We start from the raw sequence: 17,892 nt of genomic DNA on the forward strand, positions 1-17,892 counted from the left end.
CAGTTGCCGGACACCTGAGATGGGTGGTGAGCCACGTTGATCGTCGCCCGTAAGGACGTGGTCTCAATGTCGGCATCGGGAGACTCGGCCTGAATGGGCTCGGTCGGCCGTTTTCCTTCGGCTCGACAGCGATCGAGTCGACACGTAGCTAGCTCGGGAGTCTCTGCCAGGTGAACGAACCGCGTGCGGGCCGGTCGTCGGCCGTTGACGAGCTAGAGCTGGTTGCCCGCCAGTCCATCCGCCGCTTCGAGTCGGCCAGTTGCCTGGACGCTTTGTACGCGTTTTCGTGGTCGTCGACACGGCAACTGCCGGCACTCTCGGTACTGATCGGGCAGGCCTACGCCGGGGTGGCCGTCGGTGGGCGCGAGGCCCGGCAGGAGGATGTTTCTTCCTGGTTGGAAGCAATGCGGCGACGGGTACCTGTCGTGGACCAGTACCAGGCTTCAGAACGGCTGGACGCGGACGCGGGTGTGCACGTGTTCTGGGGTAATCGGATGTGGCCGCTACATCCGGGCCTGTTGCACGATCCCGAACAGGTGGTGGAGCAGCTGCGCCGGTACGCCGCTGCCGCTGATCCTGTTCTCGTGCCAGCCCTTGGATTCGGCATCGCCGATATCGTGACGATCGGCCTACGCGCCATCGCGATCCAGCGCGCCTTCCACGGCTCCGGCACGGGAGCGCGTGGCGCCGGCTCGCCACATTCAGCAGCAGGGTCGTTGATCGGGCTGTGTCGCGAACTCGATGAGGCTGGTCTACCGGTCTGGTTGGTCTCCCCTAGTGGTGTGAGTGTTGATGATCGACTCCGGGCGGCGGTTGATTGGTGTGCCCGGGATGCACTCGAGGTGGCGCGGAGCAGCTGGTTGCTCGGCGATGCCCTGCTCGTCCGGTTGGAGGGAGCTCTGCTGCCGGTTCCAGCTGCGCTGGTTCTCGATGCGCTCGTGGCGATTGGGGCGCACCTGCTGGAGTTGGCCGGCCGGTCCAGCAGCACCGTCTCGCAGAGTCTGTTAGCCGAGGTAGAGCACGCCTTCGGGGTGAGTGCGCGTGGCCTGGCGACCCATCTGCTCGGGCCGGTGCGATGTTCATGGTCGGGCCGGCTGACGGGGGCCATGTTTCCAGCAGCGCGCCGACTGGTGGCCGTGCAGGTCGCCGTCGGTACGAGCGAGCGGGAAACCGCCCGAGAGGCGGATCGCGCACGGCGTCGTCTCGCCGCAGTGAAGCCAGGGCAAGTCCTAGCATTGGACGGCGCCAGCCCGAGCGACGAGCAGTGGGCGGCCATCGTCGGCGCGGACACCCCTCTCACCAAGTACAACGGAGCAGGGGCTTTCATCGCCGAGGGGACCGTGGTGCGGCGGGTCGTGATCGTGGACGGCCCCTGGAGCGCTCCGGAGAAGACCCGCGCGGGGACGATCTTCGTGTCGTTGGAGCAATGGCGGCAGATCGCCGCCAGCGTCGGCGATGATCGCGAGGAATTTTGGGCGTTTCTCGACGAGCTCGCCGAGCTGCCAGGCCTGCGGATGATCGAAGGCGCCACACCGCTGGATCTGTGGGAGACCTTCCAGCACCGAGGGATCCTGTTCGACGGCTCGGCCGACCGGCAGCAGTCGGGTGTCGACGTGCACGAGCGGTGGCGAAGCCGGGCGGCGTGCGACCCGTACGAGATCGTTCTGCGCCGGGTGGGCCTGGCCGGGCTCAGGGACTGGCCGTTCGCCGGGACTTCTGCGGGTGGCCGCCTCACCGTCGGGCAGACCACCCCCTATCGGCACGTGGTCATCAGCGCCAGCCCGGCACTCGCGTTCCAGGTCGATGCGGACGTCGCCCACGACCGGCTGTGGACCCAAATGCTCGGCGACATGATCCACGCCGGGCTTGCCGAGCTGGCCACCACACGAGATGACGTCCTCGCCACCGGCTGGCGAGCGTGGACCGACACCATCGCGGGCCCGATCCTGATCGTCTTCCACGCGCTGCCGCCCGACACGGAGCAGGCGGTGCGGTTGCTGGCCACGGACGGGGTCACCGTCTGGGTCGGCTACCGGCCTCCCGCCACGGCGGCGGTGACTCCGGGCGTGATACATCAGCAGCTCGGTGAGACGCTGTGGTGCCTACTCCTCGGCGTCCTGGCCGAACGACTCGCACCCGACAGTGACGAGCACATCGTCAACGCCGCCGTGGCTGCCGCCGGAAACGACGGGGTGCGCCAGGCCGGCGAGGAGTTCCAACGGGCGTGGTTGCAGCTACCGGTGACGGCGACGTTCCTGCGAACCGACGCCGCCGGACGTGCGGCTACCGGCGGCGTCGCGGCGACCATCAGTGACGGCGCCCGCGCCCGTGCGCAACGGGCTATCACCGAGCACCTCCTGACCCGGGTCCAGACGGCCGCCGTCGTCGATCCTGACCAATTCCTCCACGAGACGGCCATCTCGGCCGCCGTGGATCTCCTGCAACACCACGTCAGCCGCTTTGCCGCGGCTCCCGCGGCGCGGACCGCCGCGGTCGCGGTCGAACGGCTCTGGGCCAGCCGGACCCGCACTGATGACGACCGAGTGCTGCGCCGCGCCCTCGGCTATCCCACCGAAAGCACGGTCGACGACCTCGCCCACACGAACATCGTTGCCAGTCGCGCCGCCGACCTGCTCACCGAAACTCTGCTCGGTCAGTGCCCCGACGTCGGCCTACCGATGGACCACCGCGACTGGCACCACCTGTTCAACATCGCGGCGATCCTGGTCGAGCTGCTCGGCAGCCGCGACCATGCCCGCGCTGGCCTCAGCTCCAACGGCAACACCGACGCGTCGGGCCGAGACCTGCCGTTCTACGCCGACCGCTACACCGCCGACCTCCAGCGCACCCACGACTCCCGCCGCGGCCGAAGCTTGCTCCACGATGCCGAGCTGGACCCCACCGAAGACGCCGACGACGGACGGTTCGTCTCCTGGGCTGAGGCCATGCGCAGCCGGATCGCCGCCGCTCGGAAGTCTCCACTGCACCACCAAGCCGCCGAGGCCGGCCTGCGGGCCAACCAGATTCTCGGCGAGACATGCGGCGTGGACTGCGACGAGATCTTCTCCGTCCTCGCCATCGCTGCCTCGTGGGAGGCCACCGATGCCACCGAAGTCCTCGTCGCCGACCTCGTCGAGACCGTCCGCCTCTCGTCCGGGTTCCAACCCGAGCGGCTGCACCGGGCAGTGGACCTGCTGACACTACGGCGGGAGATCGCGGCCCAGATCGGTGTCGGCGACCGACCGCCTTCGTTCGGCGAGCGCTTCTCCGGCCGACCACTTCTGCCCGTTCCCGGGAACCCGGACCGGCTGCTCGTGATGCCCCGGCGCGTCGCCCGGGCAGCGCAGCTGCTCCTCGGATATCTCCAGGTCGCCCGCCTGCCCTGGCCCGACAGCCCAGCCGCCGTCGTCAACGCCTTCAGAGACTGGGAGCAGCGCGAACAGAAAGCCTTCGAAGCCGACGTCGAACGAGAAACCCGCGCGCCACATCGCGCCCTAATTCCGCGCCTCAAGCCGGACCGAGCCCGGAAACTGGGCCTCGCCATTCCCGGCGAAATCGATCTCGTCGCCATCGATACCAACCAGCGGCGGGTGTTCGTCGTCGAGGCCAAAGCCAGCCACGTCGCCACCGACAGCGACCGCGTGCTCTACGACATCATCGACTACCACGGCGCCCCTGACTCCGGCCACGAGCGATGGGGCCACTTCCGCCCGCAGCGCGGCACCCCCTACCTCCCCAAGCTGATCAAAAAGGCAGACGCCATCAACGACCAACTCAGCGTCCTTCTCCGCGCGTACGGCCTGGGCCCCGACGTTGACGGCTGGACCGTGTGCCCGATGGTGGTGACTCCCTCGCCTGTCCCGGCCGCCTACGTGCCACAACCCGTGGTTCCGTTTGCGACCATCGACGACCTCGCGCAGATCCTGGACGATCCAGACGTGCCGCGCCCTGGCCCGAGCCTGCGGCTGGCGGCTGGTGCGGCCCAGCGCCGGGAGGATTGACACGGATTCAGCCACCTCCCAGAGTGGACCAGTGGACCTACGGCTGCCGGGACTTGGTTGTGTGCTTGCGCCTAGCGACGGCAGAACCAGTGGGCAGGCGGCTAGCTGTTATCGAAACCCGTCATCCTTCCTCGACCAGGAGGGCGTACCCCCGATCGGAGACTCGGCTCTTCACCCCAGAGGAGCCCTGCCTATGCCCGAATGCAGGAAGCTGACCAACAGATTGCCCCGGTGGGCGATGGGATAGCGGGTCTTGCGGCCGGCCTTGGTGAAGATCGCATTATCCGCGTAGGAGAGCCAACTGTCGATGCGAGCAGCCTCAACGGGAGCAGTTGTCCCCTCACACAACATGATTACGAACGGTTGGAAAACGATCGCCCAGAAGGGCTTCGTTCTCGGTTCCCGTTCACCCGAACTGTCGACGGTCACCGACATCACGGCATCGGTGAAGTAGGCCAACGTCCCCGTGCCCGCGAGCGCGACATGGATGCTATGACCGGAAAGCGAAGTGGGCCCTTCGGACTCGTAGGCGGCAATCAGTTCGGGATGCTCGTCTCGAAGTCGACGGGTCCGTTGCACGGCGAGGGTCATGCCAATGATCTGCCGCACGATCCTGCCGGGGTGCAGACTGACCCCACCTCGAGGGTTGATGCCCCTGCCGTGTTCCATCGGGAGCCAGAAGGCCTCGGTCTCCGACTTCGCAAGCAGCCAGAGGTCGTTGCGGTCCCAACCGAACGCCGCCTGCATGCTCGCTGCCGCCTGGCCAAGCTGCCCCACAACATCTTTCCGCCATGTTGCGTATGCCTGCGGGAGGCCCCGCTTGCTGGCGCCGCCGTTGCAGTCGCTGCTCAGCGACGGGATGCTGTGTCCCTGTTCGTAGCTCCGTAAAACCTTCAGCTCACCGTTCACCTCGTTGTAGATCGTGATCGGTGCGGCATTGTCGGCAGACTTCGGCGGTAGGTGCTCTTCCGTCATTCGGGTCTCTACGCCGCAGTGACGGCACCAGTCCACAAGGGCCACGAACCGATGCTACACAGCGTCACCTCGACTGCCCAATGGTTAGTGCGGCCGGCAACTGCAAGGGCAGGTCTCCGGCCGATCCGCCCGTCGGGCCGCCAGTGGGCGCGAACGTGGAATATTGGAAGATTCAGGGCCGCCACGGTGCTCGGCCGGGCGTGCAGAGGCGATCGGGATCGAACAGAAGGGCGGTCCACCACAGCACTGCCATGTCGGCGACCAGTTGGATGTTGGGGTTGTTCGTCGCCAGGTGTCGAAGCGTCGTGATCCGCGCGTCTCGGGGGCGATGACCTTGGCCGCCCGTTCCATGGACTAGATGGCGTAGTTCCTGGACCTCCTTGACGGCTCTCTCCAGCGACAGGCCGGGAAACCCCTCCCGGAGTTCCTTTTCGTAGTTGTTGATCAAGGCGGCGTAGAAGGCTCGGTGAGTAGGGTCGGGAAGAGCCGGGAGAGCGTGAGAGCGAAGCCGGTCGGGACTGAGGAGCTCCCACAGGGGCACGCTGCTCTGGGTTGCGCCTTCCCAGAGCCCTTGCAGGGTTCCGAGCGCCCGGAACGCCGACCAGATCTTGTCGCTGGCTCCCCAATCGGCAGCCAGCTCCACCACGGCCGACAGCCCGAAGCGCACGTTCGTCCATGCGATCATCTGCTCATCGAGATCGAGGACGCCGTCTGTGTTCGTGAACCGTGCGGGGTCGGTAAGCAATCCGAGTAGCCGGTTCATGCCGGTCGCCGATTGACGGAGCAGGGCTTCGGCATGGCCATCGGGCAGCCGACGGATCCCAACGTCGTAGACGCCGGTTCCGGGGCCTGAGAGCTGTGGTCGCTCGGCGCCGACCGGCCAGCGGTCCATATAAGGCGTACGGACGAACCCGCTGCCGGGGGCGAGCAGGGCGATCTCGGCGCCGAGATTGGTCATGAGCACTGCCGCCATCGGTTGAAAGCGGGCTGTCAGGGGAACGCACATCATCGCTCCGGGGAGCGCCTCGAGGATCCCGGTCATCAGCATGCCCTCTGGCCGCTGCGTACCTAGCGGCATTTGGTCGGCCGGAACGCGGTTGACCAGGTGGTCGATGACACGCCACAGAAACTGGCGGCGCATCAACGTGGGGTGCGCACCGAGACGGAAGGCGGCGCATTGCGAGTAAACCTCCGTCAGCTCCTTGACCGAGCCGAGGACATCGGTGTCGCTGAGTAGCCGGAGCCGGACGTGGGTCCAATGATCGAAGTCGTCTGGGTTCACGCCGGGGCGGTTCAGATGTTCGCGGACTCGGTGCTCATACCCGCGGCCGAACGTGTTTCGGCGCAGCGTCCCGCCGGCGTCTGCTCGTAGGTGCCCCTTCGTAGTTTGAAGAGGAAGGGCGTAAACGAGGTCAGAGCTGGGGTCTGAGCGGACCGAGATCCTTCCGCCGTGTTGCCTGAACCGGAGGCCAGCCTCGGCGAAGATCTGGCGCATGTCCCTCTGCAGCCGGCCTTGGACTGCCCGCCACTCGCCCGGCCCTACATGTTCCGGCAACAGCGCCCATGTACTCACCTCATGAGTGTGCCAGCGTTGCGGTTTGGCGCCGGAACTGGACGCGCGATCCCTTAGCCGGAGGCTGGGGTGCCGGAGATCACCAAGCGCGCTCGTGGCCGCTACGAGGGTTCATTATCGCGCGCGGTTCCAAAGCGGTAATGCGGCCAGAGCGTCGAGGACGGCTCGTTCAAGGGCCACGGCCTCTGGGCGATCTGCGGTCACGGCCCACCGGATGTGCAAGTCGGCACGTCTCAGGGCGTCTTGAGCCAGACTGCGGCGCGGCTTGGTTTGCCGGCCAGGATCGCGTCGAGGTGTGCTTGCACGAATGCCGGATCGGCCAGTGCTCGATCAGCGCGACCGCCCGCCGCCTCGACCTGAACGTCAGAACGGCCCGCAAGTACGCCCACGCCGCCACCGGCGAGGCGTTGATCGGCCCGAACGCCAGCAGCCGACCCAGCATCCTCGCCCCGTTCCACTCCTACCTGCGGCAACGTCTTACCAACGGCATCCATTAGACCGCTGACCTGCACGCCGAGATCCTGGCCCGCAGCTACCAAGGCAGCTTGCGGATGCTGCGGGACTGGCTCACCATCAACCGCGCCAGGCCTGCCCCTGCGACCGCAGTCCGGGTGCCGTCGGCCCGGCGGATCACCGCCTGGATCACGCGACCCGGCCACAAAGTCACCGAGGGCGAACACGCCGATCTCGCCGCTGCCCGCCGCCGCTGCCCGGACCTTGACACCGTCGCTGGCCTCGCCCGCGGGTTCGCCGCGCTGGTCCGCCACCAAGGCACCGGGCAGCACCTTGACGCCTGGATCGACCAAGCCCGCCACGCCGGATACCCCGAGATCCGCGGCTTCGCCGCCGGTCTCGCCGGCGACCGCGACGCCGTCGTCGCCGGCCTCGCCCAGCCTTGGAGTTCAGGCCCGGTCGAGGGCCAGGTCAACCGCATCGAAGCGATCAAGCGACAGATGTATGGCCGGGCGAACCTCGACCTCCTCCGCAAACGCGTCCTGACCAATTCGTGAGCCGCCAACAAGATCAATCACAGAATCTGTGCCAGAGCCCCGTTTGAGGCGGCGTTGACACCGTTCAGCCGACCTACACGCGCTCGCCGATACCCAGCCGGGCCTGCGTCTCCTGCGCCCGCTCAGCCGCGGCGCTGGCACCCTAGTGCCGGGGCATATCCTCAGATGCCCAGCCCAGCAGCAGCATGAGGTCACCGGTGTCTCCCCCCGGCGCGCTTCCACTCGTGGGCGAACGTGTGACGCCACCGGTGCGCGTGCACGTCCGGCACCCCGGCCGCTCTACCCAGCCGCTTGAGGAGAATCTTGATGCCGTTCGGAGTCAACGGGGCCCTGCCCCGCTCCGCCAACCACAACTGAGGCAAAGCGGCGCCCTTGTGTTTGTCCCGCGCCCGTAGATAGCGGCTCAACGCCCGAGCAGTCTTCGGCCCGAAACGGACCCGCCGATCCTTGGCGCCCTTGCCGTGGAAACGCACCGACTCGGTGTTCAGGTCGACATCGGCCACGAGGAGATTGCCCGCCTCGGAGAGCCGAGCACCGGTGTTGCAGTACAGCCGGATCAACGCCTCGTCCCGCAGGTTGACGAAGCCCTTACCCTTACAGGCGTCGAGGAGCTTGCCGGTGTCCTCGTCGCGCAGAACCGGAACCAACTTCCGGGGTGTCTTCGGCTGCCGCACCCGCTCCATCGGTGAGCGGTCGATGGCCTGCTCGTCGACCAGCAGCCACTTGAAGAACTGCTGCAACCCCTTGTGCTTGTTCAACGCGGTCGACGCGGACCGGGTCTCGATCATCCACGCCTGGAACGCCTCCACGTGCGCCCGCGTCACCGCGCACGGATCCTCGGCAGCAGCATCGGCGTCCGGATCCGGGGACGACTCCCCCAGATACCGACCCAACTGCGCGGCAGCGAGGAGGTAGTTGTAGCGGGTGGTTTCCGGGTGGTTTCCGGGTAGTTCCCGGCCCGCAGCGACCGGTCCCAGTCCCGAAGAAACCCGGCCCAGGTCCGGGACAGTCCCGAGGTGAGCTTCTGAAGATCCAGTAGTGGCATGACAACCTGCCCGAGTCAAGGAGTCCAACAGCGGCGTGCTAGACCAGGCATTCATGCCGAGCAATGAGAGGAGGGTTCCCGCAAGTCGCTGACCTGTGGAAACCCTCTCGCTGTCGGGACGGCCGGATTCGAACCGACGACCCCTTGACCCCCAGTCAAGTGCGCTACCAAACTGCGCCACGTCCCGATGCCCCCGCGCGACGTTCTCCGCGGCAGCCGGTACAGCTTAGCGCAAGATCTTCGCACCGTACGCACAGGCCCCTCGGCGACGCACGGGCCGGCGTCACGTCTCCTAAAGCGTCCTAGGAAAGAAGCCGCCGGGGCGGGGCCCGGCGGCTTCTGGTGGAACGATCAGCCGTGCGCCTTGCCGCGGCCACCCGGACCGAGCTTCTTGCGCGGGCGCACCGAGATGTCGATGGGGCTGCCCTCGAAGCCGAACTCCTCGCGCAGCTTGCGCTCCACGAACCGCTGGTAGCCGGCGTCCAGCGGGCCGGTGGTGAACAACACGAACCGCGGCGGCGCCACCCCGGCCTGGGTGGCGAACAGGATGCGCGGGGCCCGGCCGCCGCGTACCGGGTGCGGGGTGGCCTGGACCAGCGCGGTGAGCCACTGGTTGAGCTGGGCGGTGGGGATCCGGGTCTCCCAGCTCGCGAGCGCCTTGCGCAGCGCCGGAGCGAGCTTGTCCACGGCCCGGCCGGTCTGCGCGGACAGGTTCAACCGGATCGCCCACGGGATCCGCCGCAGCTCCCGGTCGATCTCCTTGTCCAGGTAGTAGCGGCGGTCCGCGTCGACCAGGTCCCACTTGTTGAACGCGATGACCAGGGCCCGGCCGGCCTCCACCACCATGGTGAGGACCCGCTGGTCCTGCTCGCTGATCACCTCGCTGGAGTCCAGCAGCACCACCGCCACCTCGGCCGCCTCGATCGCCGAGGCGGTACGCAGGCTGGCGTAGTACTCGGTGCCGCTGGCCTTCCCGACCCGCTTGCGGAGGCCGGCGGTGTCCACGAGCTGCCAGGTCTCGCCGCCGATCTCGACCAGGCTGTCCACCGGGTCGACAGTGGTGCCGGCGACCGAGTCGACCACCGCCCGGTCCTCGCCGGAGAACCGGTTGAGCAGGCTGGACTTGCCGACGTTGGGACGGCCGACCAGGGCCACCCGGCGCGGCCCGCGCGGACGGTTCTCCACGATCGGCGGCGCCTCGGGCAACGCGGCCATGATGGCGTCGAGCAGGTCACCGGAGCCGCGACCGTGCAGCGCCGACACCGGGTACGGCTCACCGAGGCCGAGCGACCACAGCGCGGTCGCCTCCATCTCGATGGTGGTGTTGTCGGCCTTGTTGCCCACCAGGATCACCGGCTTGGCGCTGCGGCGCAGCATCTTCACCGCGGCCTCGTCCACGTCGGTCGAGCCGACCATGGCGTCCACCACGAACAGCACCACGTCGGCGGTGGCCACGGCCGTCTCGGCCTGGGCGGCGATGGCCGCGGCCCGGTCCTTGGCGTCGGGCTCCCAGCCGCCGGTGTCCACCACGGTGAACGCCCGGCCGTTCCACTGCGCGTCGTACGGCACCCGGTCCCGGGTCACGCCGGGGATGTCCTCGACGACCGCCTGGCGACGGCCGATGATGCGGTTCACCAGCGTGGACTTGCCCACGTTGGGACGGCCGACCACGGCCACCACGGGCTGCGGACCGGCCGGCTCACCGACCTCGACCTCCGGCTCGCGCAGCTCCACCCAGCCGCCGAAATCGTCAGTCATGCCACGCCCCGTTCGATGAGAAGATCACGCAGGCGGGTGACGACCTCGTCGATGCCCAGCGCGGTGGTGTCCAGCACCACCGCGTCGGGGGTCTGCTGGAGCGGGTTGACCTTGCGGGTCGAGTCGAGCCGGTCCCGGCGGGCCAGGTCGGCGGCGGTCGCCGAGACGTCGGCGGCGTCCTCGGCGCTGCGCCGCTGGGCGCGCGCCGCCTCGGAGGCGGTCAGGTAGACCTTCAGGTCGGCGTCGGGCGTCACCACCGAGCCGATGTCACGGCCCTCCACCACGATCCGGCCCGCCTCGGCGACGAGTCGCCGCTGCCGGTCCACCAGCAGCTCCCGGACCGCGCCCACGGCGGCCACCGCGGAAACCGCGGCGGTCACCTCCGGGCCGCGGATGTCGGTGGACACGTCGGTGCCGTCGACGGTCACCGCGTACCCCTGGGGGTCGGTGCCGATGCGCAGGTCGGCCTCGCCGGCGACCTTGGTCACCGACTCGGTGTCGGTCAGCTCGACGCCGGAGCGCAGGACCGCCCAGGTCAGCGCCCGGTACATGGCGCCGGTGTCGAGGTAGCGGGCGCCGAGGCTCACCGCCAGTCGCCGCGACACGGTGGACTTGCCCGAACCGGACGGCCCGTCCACAGCGACCACGCAACGCCCGGCCGGTACGTTTTCCTCCACCGTTGTCCTCCTCAGCCCGTACCTCGCAGGTCGTCGCGGAGCGACACCGTTGAGCGGATGGTTACTCGTCGTCAATCATGCCCGCGCCGCGCGGGCGACCGGCGGGGGCGCGTGCGCGCCGGCCCGCGGACCGCGTCGAAGCCTACCGGTCGCCCTACCCCGATCGTCGGGGTCAGTCACCCACGGCCTTGAACAGGGCGGCGACCTCCGCGTTGGTCAGCCGCCGCAGCCGCCCGGTGCGCAGGTCGCCGAGCTTGATCGGACCGATCGAGGTACGGATCAGCCGGGACACCGGATGTCCCACCTCGGCCATCAGGCGTCGGACGATGTGCTTGCGCCCCTCGTGCAGGGTCAGCTCCACCTGGGCGGTTTTGCCCAGCGTGTCGACCACCTTGAACCCGTCGACCTTCACCGGCCCGTCCTCCAGCTCGACGCCGCCGGTCAGCCGCTTGCCCAGGTTGCGTGGGATCGGCCCGGCCACCTCGGCGAGGTAGGTCTTGAGCACCTCGTACGACGGGTGCATGAGCTTGTGGGCGAGGGTGCCGTCGTTGGTGAGCAGGAGCAGGCCCTCACTGTCGGCGTCCAGTCGCCCGACGTGGTAGACCCGCTGCTCCAGCCGCGCGCCGATGAAGTCGGCGAGCTCGGTGCGGCCCTTCTCGTCAGCCATGGTGGTGACCACCCCGCGCGGCTTGTTCATCGCCACGTAGACCAGGCGGACGTCGGCCTGGAGCCGCTCGCCGTCGACGTGGATCACGTCGCGTGCCGGGTCGGCCTTGTCACCGAGCTGCGCGACCCGGCCGTTGACGGTGACCCGCCGCCGGAAGATCAGGTCCTCGCAGGCCCGCCGCGAACCCACCCCCGCGGCGGCGAGCACCTTCTGGAGGCGCTCGGCGCTCTCGTACACGGGGGCGTCGGGCTTCGGGGCACGGTCATCGCGTCGCATCGGCAAGCTCTTCTACGTCGTCGGGAAGGAACGGGGCCAGGGGCGGCAGGTCGTCCACCGAGTTGAGCCCCAGCTTCTCGAGGAACACGGTGGTGGTCCGGTAGAGGAACGCACCGCTGTCCGCTTCGGTGCCGCACTCCTCGACCAGGCCGCGACCCACCAGGGTACGGAGCACCCCGTCGCAGTTGACACCCCGGATGGCCGAGATGCGCGACCGGGTCACCGGCTGGCGGTAGGCGACCACGGCGAGCGTCTCCAGCGCTGCCTGGGTCAGCCGGACCGACTGCCCGTCCAGCACGAACCGCTCGACGTAGGTGGCGTATTCCGGCCGGGTGTAGAGACGCCAGCCACCCGCGGCCCGGCGCAGCTCGAACCCGTGCCCGGCCGCGGTGTAGCCGGCAGCGATCTCGTCGAGCATCGCGCCGACCCGCTCCGGTGCCTGCTCCAGCACGTCGGCGAGGATCAGCTCGCTGACCGGTTGGTCGACCACCAGCAGGATCGCCTCGAGGGCGCCGCGTAGTTCCGCGTCGTCCAGCACCGGCGCGGGCGCCGGCTCGGGCGCCGGCCGCCGCCGCCCCCGCTTCGGGGGTACGCCGGAAGCGCTCCCCTCGCTACCCGCCGGCTCTCCACCCGGGGCGCCCGGCTCGACCCCGCCGGCCGGCGCGTCCCCGTCGGACCCGGTTTCTTCCGAGATCGTGGTTCGGTCCCGCCCCGCCGGGGGCGCTCCGGCACCACCATCTCGGCCCCTCTCCCCCGCAGAGGAGATCTTGGCAGGATTCGGTCCCTCCGGAGGCCCGTCGCTTCCACGATCTGCGGAGAGATCGAGGTCTTGGCCGGATTCCGCTTCCGGAGGCTCGTCGGCGCGGTCGGGCCTGGGCGGGGTGGGGCGCGCCCACGGAGGGATCCAGGCGGCGGCCTGGTCGGCCAGCGAGTCGCGTCGCTCCTCGTCGCTCATCGGGTCACTCCTGCATCGGTGCGGACGGGTCCGCCGCGTCGCCGGCAGCGCTTAGGCTGCCGTCAGCGGGGCGGCCGGTGGTGTCGGAGGGGACGACCCCGGCGGAGCCGCCGTCGTCGGACACGCCGACGGCGGATACGGTGCCCGGGGCGACGTCCGGGCCGGACGCGTCGGCCGCGGCGGACGTGCCGGCGGGCGCGGTGCCGGGCTCGGGGTCGCCGGCGTACTCGTCGACGGTCAGCTCGGCCGCACCCTCGGCGGTCCCGGTCCAGCGGACCGTCAACTCCTCCAGCGCCTGCTCCTGCACGAACGCCACCAGCCCCTGCCGGTACAGCTCCAGCAGCGCCAGGAACCGGGCCACCACCTCCAGCGTCATCTCGCAGTCGGCGCAGAGCTGCGAGAACGTGGCGACGCCGGCGCGGCGCAGCCGCTCGGCGATGATGCCGGCGTGCTCCCGGACGCTGACCCGGACCATGTGCACGTGTGCGATCGACACCTCGGGCACCGGCTTCGGGCTCATCGCCTTCACCGCGAGCCGGAGCAGCCGCTGCGGGCCGATGCCGAGCACCAGGTCGGGCAGCGCCTCGGCGTACCGGGGTTCCAGGGTGACCGCCCGGGGGTAGCGCCGACCGCCGACCGCCTCCAACTCGGCGATGTGCGCCGCCGCCTCCTTGTACGCCTTGTACTGCAACAACCGGGCGAAGAGCAGGTCCCGCGCCTCCAGCAACGCCAGGTCCGCTTCGTCCTCCACCTCGGCCGAGGGCAGCAGCCGGGCCGCCTTCAGGTCGAGCAGGGTGGCGGCGACCAGCAGGAACTCGCTGGTCTCGTCCAGGTCCCACTGGTCGCCCATGGCCCGGAGGTACGCGATGAACTCGTCGGTCACCTTGTGCAGCGCGACCTCGGTGACGTCCAGCTTGTGCTTGCTGATCAGCTGGAGCAGCAGGTCGAACGGGCCGGTGAAGTTGTCCAGCCGGACCGTGAAGCCGCTGGTCTCGGCGGGCCCGGCGTCGACCTCGCCGGCGCCGTGCGGCGGGTCGAGGGGCGGCGCGGTCACCGGGAAACCGTAGTCGACGCGGCAGGCGGGTGGCGGACGCCCTACCGGTCCGTCTCGGCGGCGATCACCTCTCGGGCGAGCTGCCGGTAGTTCCGCGCGCCGGAGGAGGCCGGGTCGAGCGTGGTGATCGGCGCGCCGGCCACCGTCGACTCGGGGAACTTCACCGTCTTGGTGATGACGGTCTGGTAGACCTTGTCGCCGAACGCCTCGACCACCCGTTGCAGCACCTGCCGGCAGTGGGTGGTGCGGCTGTCGTACATGGTGGCGAGGATGCCTTCGAGTTCGAGGTCGAAGTTGAGCCGCTCGCGCACCTTGTCGATGGTGTCCAGCAGCAGCGCGACGCCGCGCAGGCTGAAGAACTCGCACTCCAGCGGGATGAGCACGCCGTGCGCGACGGTCAGCGCGTTGATCGCCAGCAGGCCCAGCGAGGGCTGGCAGTCGATCAGGATGAAGTCGTACTCCTTGCGGATGGTCCGCAGCACCCGGGCCAGGGCCATCTCCCGGGCGACCTCGTTGACCAGCTGTATCTCGGCGGCGGAGAGGTCGATGTTGGCCGGCAGCAGGTGCAGCCCGGCCACGTCGGTCTTGATCAGGACGTCCTCGGCGGTGACGTCGTCCTGCATGAGCAGGTTGTAGACCGACAGGTCGAGGTTGTGCGGGTTGACGCCCAGGCCGACGGAGAGGGCGCCCTGCGGGTCGAAGTCGACGAGCAGCACCTTGCGGCCGTACTCCGCGAGCGCGGCGCCCAGGTTGATGGTGGTCGTGGTCTTGCCGACGCCACCCTTCTGGTTGGCCATCGCGATGATCCGCGCCGGGCCGTGCCGGTCGGTCGGCATCGGCTCCGGGATCGGCTTGCGCATCGTGTACGCGGCCGGGTCGGCGGGGCCGAGGTCGGCGCCGAGCGTCGCCTGCTGCTCACGGAGCTCCGACGTCCAGGTCTCGGCACGGTCACCGTTTCCTGCCATGTCCTCGTTGCCCCCTCCCGACGACCAACCCGGCGTCGGAGCCGTCCGACGTCCCTCGCGGCGCCGCTGCGCACCCCCGGTCCGTCGCACCTGGAGGCCCGCGCCGATGCCGACTGTACGCCACCGGCCAGCAGCACGTTCGGCAGCGGGTCGGCGTGTCGGCCGCCCATCAGCGGCACGGTCCGCTCGCGCAAACCCGGCTCACTCCTCGCGCTCACCCGAGCCACCGTTCGTTCGCGACTGCGGGGCTCGCAAACCCGGCTCACTCCTCGCGCTCACCCGAGCGCGCGCGGATGCGCGGTGGCGTACACCTCGCGCAGTCGGTCCACGGTGACCAACGTGTACACCTGGGTGGTGGTCACCGACGCGTGGCCGAGCAGTTCCTGCACCACGCGTACGTCCGCGCCGCCGTCGAGCAGGTGGGTGGCGTACGAGTGGCGCAGCGTGTGCGGGGAGACCGCGTCGGGTCCGTCGACCGGCAGGCCGGCCCGGTCGGCGGCGGCGCGCAGCACACCCCAGGCGCCCTGCCGGGTGAGCGGCCCGCCCCGGGCGTTGACGAACAGCGCCGGGGTGCCCCGCCCGGTGGCGAGCAGCGCCGGGCGGCCCCGGGTCAGCCAGGCGCGCACCGCGTCGGCGGCGTACCCGCCGACCGGGACGAGGCGGGCCTTGCCGCCCTTGCCGCGCAGCAGCACGGCGCCGGCGTCCAGGTCGAGGTCGTCGACGGCCGCGCCGACCGCCTCGGAGACGCGCGCGCCGGTGCCGTACAGGAATTCCAGCAGCGCCCGGTCGCGCAGCGCGCGGGGCGCGTCGTCGCCGGTGGCGACCGCCGGGCCGGCGGCGTCGATCAGCCGGAGCACGGCGTCGACCGGCAGCGCCCGGGGAAGCCGGCGCGGCGGGGTGGGCGGGCGGACGTCGCGACCGGGGTCGGCGCCGGCCAGGCCCTCGCGCAGCGCGAAGCGGTGCAGGCCGCGTACCGCGCTGGCCGCGCGCGCGGTGGACGAGACGGCGAGCGGCGGGTGCTCGTCGTCGCCGGCACGCAGCCGGGCCAGGTGGGCCTCGACCTCGGTCGGGCCGGCGGCGGCCAGGTCGGTCACCCCGGCGGCGGCCAGCGTGTCGAGGTAGCGGTCCAGGTCCCGGCGGTACGAGGCGAGCGTGTTACCGGACAGGCCACGCTCGACGGTGAGGTGGTCCAGGTAGCCCCGGACCGCGCGGCGCAGGGCCGGCGCGGGTGTCGCGCCGGCCCGGAGCGCCCCGGGTTCGGTCAGCTCAGCACCTCGGCCAGCGGCAGCACGTCCATGCCGTGCGCCTCGGCGACCGGGCCGTAGACGACCCGGCCGTCGTGGGTGTTCAGGCCCAGCGCCAGCGCCGGGTCGCCGCGCAGCGCCTTCCGCCAGCCCTGGTTGGCCAGTTCGAGCGCGTACGGCAGGGTGACGTTGGTCAGCGCGTAGGTGCTGGTGTTCGGCACCGCGCCGGGCATGTTCGCCACGCAGTAGAAGATCGAGTCGTGCACCTTGTAGACCGGGTCGGCGTGCGTGGTGGGCCGCGAGTCCTCGAAGCAGCCGCCCTGGTCGATGGCGATGTCGACGAGCACGCTGCCCGGCTTCATCCGGGCGACCAGCTCGTTGGAGATCAGCTTCGGGGCCTTCGCGCCGGGCACCAGCACCGCGCCGATGACCAGGTCCGCGTCGAGCACGGCCCGCTCGATCTCGTACGCGTTGGAGGCCACGGTCTGCAGGTGGCCCCGGTAGATGGCGTCGGCGGAGCGCAGCCGGGCCACGTTCTTGTCCAGCAGCAGCACCTCGGACTGGAGGCCGAGCGCGATGGCGGCGGCGTTCAGGCCGGACACGCCCGCGCCGATGACCACGGTCTTGGCCGCGTACACGCCGGAGACGCCGCCGGGCAGCACGCCCCGCCCGCCGCCGGTGCGCATCATGTAGAACGCGCCGACCTGGGGGGCGAGCCGGCCGGCCACCTCGGACATCGGGGCGAGCAGCGGCAGCGACCGGTCCGGCAGCTCGACCGTCTCGTACGCGATGCCGGTGACCTTCCGGTCGACGAGCGCGTCGGTGCACTCGCGGGAGGCGGCCAGGTGCAGGTAGGTGAAGAGCACCTGCCCCTCGCGCATGCGGGGGTACTCCTCGGCGATCGGTTCCTTGACCTTGAGCACCAGCTCGGCGGTGTCCCAGACCTCGTCGGCGGTGGCCAGGATCTTCGCGCCGGCGGCGGCGAACTCCTCGTCGGTGATGCTGGAGCCGACCCCGGCGCCCGCCTCGACGAAGACCTCGTGACCGTGGCGGGTGAACTCGTTGACGCCCGCCGGCGTGATCGCCACCCGGTACTCGTGGTTCTTGACCTCGCGGGGGATTCCGACCTTCACGATGCAGACACCTTCCTCCGGGGCACGGCTCACCCCCGACAGCGCGGCGCCACGACGGCTCCGTTGCCGACGCGGTCAGGTCCCGCCGGCGGCAGTCTAGGCGTGCGGACGGCGCGGGGACGCCGACACTGTGCCATCCGGTGCCCGGCGGTGCTGACGGAGTGTCAGGCATGGACCGGGCTGGCCGGTGGAGACGCCATCAGCCGACAGGACAGACTTCGGTAAATATCTTTCCACCGGTGGGGTGCCGGCGCGCACGGAACGAGAGTGGATCACTATCGTGTCCGCTCATGACCACTCCTTACCAGCAGCACCCGTACGGCGTCTCGGACAAGAGCAAGGTCGTCGCGGGCATCCTCCAGATCCTCCTCGGCGGCTTCGGCATCGGCCGGTTCTACATGGGCGACACCAAGACCGGCGTGATCCAGCTCGTGGTCACACTCGTGACCTGCGGCTTCGGCGCGATCTGGGGCCTCGTCGACGGCATCCTGATCCTGGTCAACGGCGGCGTCGACGGCCAGGGCCGGCCGCTGCGCGACTGAGCGGCGAACCGGAGAGG

Annotated in this window: 15 protein-coding genes and 1 tRNA gene; 4 read left to right on the top strand and 12 right to left on the bottom strand. The window is 70.0% G+C overall.

The window, feature by feature from the left end; genetic code table 11:
- The first annotated feature begins 170 nt into the window (after positions 1-170).
- Positions 171-4,001 (top strand): hypothetical protein, encoded by a 3,831-nt coding sequence (locus VKK44_RS16910; RefSeq protein WP_343442055.1) that lies wholly within the window; start codon positions 171-173, stop codon positions 3,999-4,001.
- A 171-nt stretch (positions 4,002-4,172) separates the two neighbouring features.
- On the opposite strand, the gene VKK44_RS16915 is transcribed toward VKK44_RS16910, so the two are convergent.
- The gene (locus VKK44_RS16915) at positions 4,173-5,021 is read right to left on the bottom strand and encodes a hypothetical protein (RefSeq protein WP_343442056.1); all 849 of its coding nucleotides are present in this window, start codon (positions 5,019-5,021) and stop codon (positions 4,173-4,175) included.
- Positions 5,022-5,148: 127 nt separating this feature from the next.
- Complete coding sequence (locus tag VKK44_RS16920) at positions 5,149-6,258, bottom strand: hypothetical protein (protein ID WP_343442057.1); 1,110 nt, start codon at positions 6,256-6,258, stop codon at positions 5,149-5,151.
- A 584-nt stretch (positions 6,259-6,842) separates the two neighbouring features.
- Here VKK44_RS16920 and VKK44_RS16925 point away from each other — a divergent pair.
- Positions 6,843-7,046, top strand: a complete 204-nt coding sequence (locus tag VKK44_RS16925) for a hypothetical protein (protein ID WP_343442058.1) — start codon at positions 6,843-6,845, stop codon at positions 7,044-7,046.
- A 54-nt stretch (positions 7,047-7,100) separates the two neighbouring features.
- Entirely contained in the window at positions 7,101-7,559 is a 459-nt protein-coding gene (locus VKK44_RS16930; RefSeq protein WP_343442059.1) for a transposase, read from the top strand.
- Positions 7,560-7,750: 191 nt separating this feature from the next.
- Here the strand turns inward: VKK44_RS16930 and VKK44_RS16935 are convergent, their stop codons facing one another.
- The 10 genes from VKK44_RS16935 to ald form a co-directional block, all read right to left on the bottom strand.
- Positions 7,751-8,659, bottom strand: coding sequence for a tyrosine-type recombinase/integrase (locus VKK44_RS16935; protein ID WP_343447798.1), 909 nt, complete (start codon positions 8,657-8,659; stop codon positions 7,751-7,753).
- Positions 8,660-8,717: 58 nt separating this feature from the next.
- Positions 8,718-8,791, bottom strand: a tRNA-Pro gene (locus tag VKK44_RS16940).
- Positions 8,792-8,955: 164 nt separating this feature from the next.
- Positions 8,956-10,362, bottom strand: a complete 1,407-nt coding sequence (der, locus tag VKK44_RS16945; protein WP_343442060.1) for a ribosome biogenesis GTPase Der — start codon at positions 10,360-10,362, stop codon at positions 8,956-8,958.
- Complete coding sequence (gene cmk / locus VKK44_RS16950; protein WP_343442061.1) at positions 10,359-11,039, bottom strand: (d)CMP kinase; 681 nt, start codon at positions 11,037-11,039, stop codon at positions 10,359-10,361. Before cmk ends, der begins: the two co-directional genes overlap by 4 nt.
- Positions 11,040-11,211: 172 nt before the next feature.
- Positions 11,212-11,982, bottom strand: a complete 771-nt coding sequence (locus tag VKK44_RS16955; protein ID WP_107160811.1) for a pseudouridine synthase — start codon at positions 11,980-11,982, stop codon at positions 11,212-11,214.
- Positions 11,969-12,937: an SMC-Scp complex subunit ScpB gene (scpB, locus tag VKK44_RS16960; RefSeq protein WP_343442062.1), complete on the bottom strand. Its 969-nt coding sequence runs from the start codon at positions 12,935-12,937 to the stop codon at positions 11,969-11,971. Before scpB ends, VKK44_RS16955 begins: the two co-directional genes overlap by 14 nt.
- Before the next feature lie 4 nt (positions 12,938-12,941).
- Positions 12,942-13,991, bottom strand: a complete 1,050-nt coding sequence (locus tag VKK44_RS16965; RefSeq protein ID WP_343442063.1) for a segregation and condensation protein A — start codon at positions 13,989-13,991, stop codon at positions 12,942-12,944.
- 41 nt (positions 13,992-14,032) lie between these two features.
- The gene (locus VKK44_RS16970) at positions 14,033-14,956 is read right to left on the bottom strand and encodes a ParA family protein (protein ID WP_091657002.1); all 924 of its coding nucleotides are present in this window, start codon (positions 14,954-14,956) and stop codon (positions 14,033-14,035) included.
- 275 nt (positions 14,957-15,231) lie between these two features.
- Positions 15,232-16,221 carry a site-specific tyrosine recombinase XerD gene (locus tag VKK44_RS16975; protein WP_343447799.1) on the bottom strand — a complete coding sequence of 330 codons (990 nt, stop codon included), beginning with the start codon at positions 16,219-16,221 and terminating at the stop codon, positions 15,232-15,234.
- Complete coding sequence (gene ald / locus VKK44_RS16980) at positions 16,218-17,333, bottom strand: alanine dehydrogenase (protein WP_343442064.1); 1,116 nt, start codon at positions 17,331-17,333, stop codon at positions 16,218-16,220. Before ald ends, VKK44_RS16975 begins: the two co-directional genes overlap by 4 nt.
- 170 nt (positions 17,334-17,503) lie before the next feature.
- Between ald and VKK44_RS16985 the strand changes: the two genes are divergently transcribed.
- A complete protein-coding gene (locus tag VKK44_RS16985; RefSeq protein ID WP_343442066.1) occupies positions 17,504-17,875 on the top strand; it encodes a TM2 domain-containing protein in 372 nt (123 codons plus the stop codon).
- The last annotated feature ends 17 nt before the right edge of the window (positions 17,876-17,892 follow it).

Source organism: Micromonospora sp. DSM 45708 (assembly GCF_039566955.1).
Taxonomy (GTDB): domain Bacteria; phylum Actinomycetota; class Actinomycetes; order Mycobacteriales; family Micromonosporaceae; genus Micromonospora.

Excerpts from the sequence above, each read along its gene's own strand:
- VKK44_RS16930 (WP_343442059.1), top strand. The coding sequence starts at position 7,101 with ATGCTGCGGGACTGGCTCACCATCAACCGCGCCAGGCCTGCCCCTGCG.
- VKK44_RS16935 (WP_343447798.1), bottom strand. The coding sequence starts at position 8,659 with ATGAATGCCTGGTCTAGCACGCCGCTGTTGGACTCCTTGACTCGGGCA.
- der (WP_343442060.1), bottom strand. The coding sequence starts at position 10,362 with ATGACTGACGATTTCGGCGGCTGGGTGGAGCTGCGCGAGCCGGAGGTC.
- VKK44_RS16955 (WP_107160811.1), bottom strand. The coding sequence starts at position 11,982 with ATGCGACGCGATGACCGTGCCCCGAAGCCCGACGCCCCCGTGTACGAG.
- scpB (WP_343442062.1), bottom strand. The coding sequence starts at position 12,937 with ATGAGCGACGAGGAGCGACGCGACTCGCTGGCCGACCAGGCCGCCGCC.
- VKK44_RS16970 (WP_091657002.1), bottom strand. The coding sequence starts at position 14,956 with ATGGCAGGAAACGGTGACCGTGCCGAGACCTGGACGTCGGAGCTCCGT.
- VKK44_RS16985 (WP_343442066.1), top strand. The coding sequence starts at position 17,504 with ATGGACCGGGCTGGCCGGTGGAGACGCCATCAGCCGACAGGACAGACT.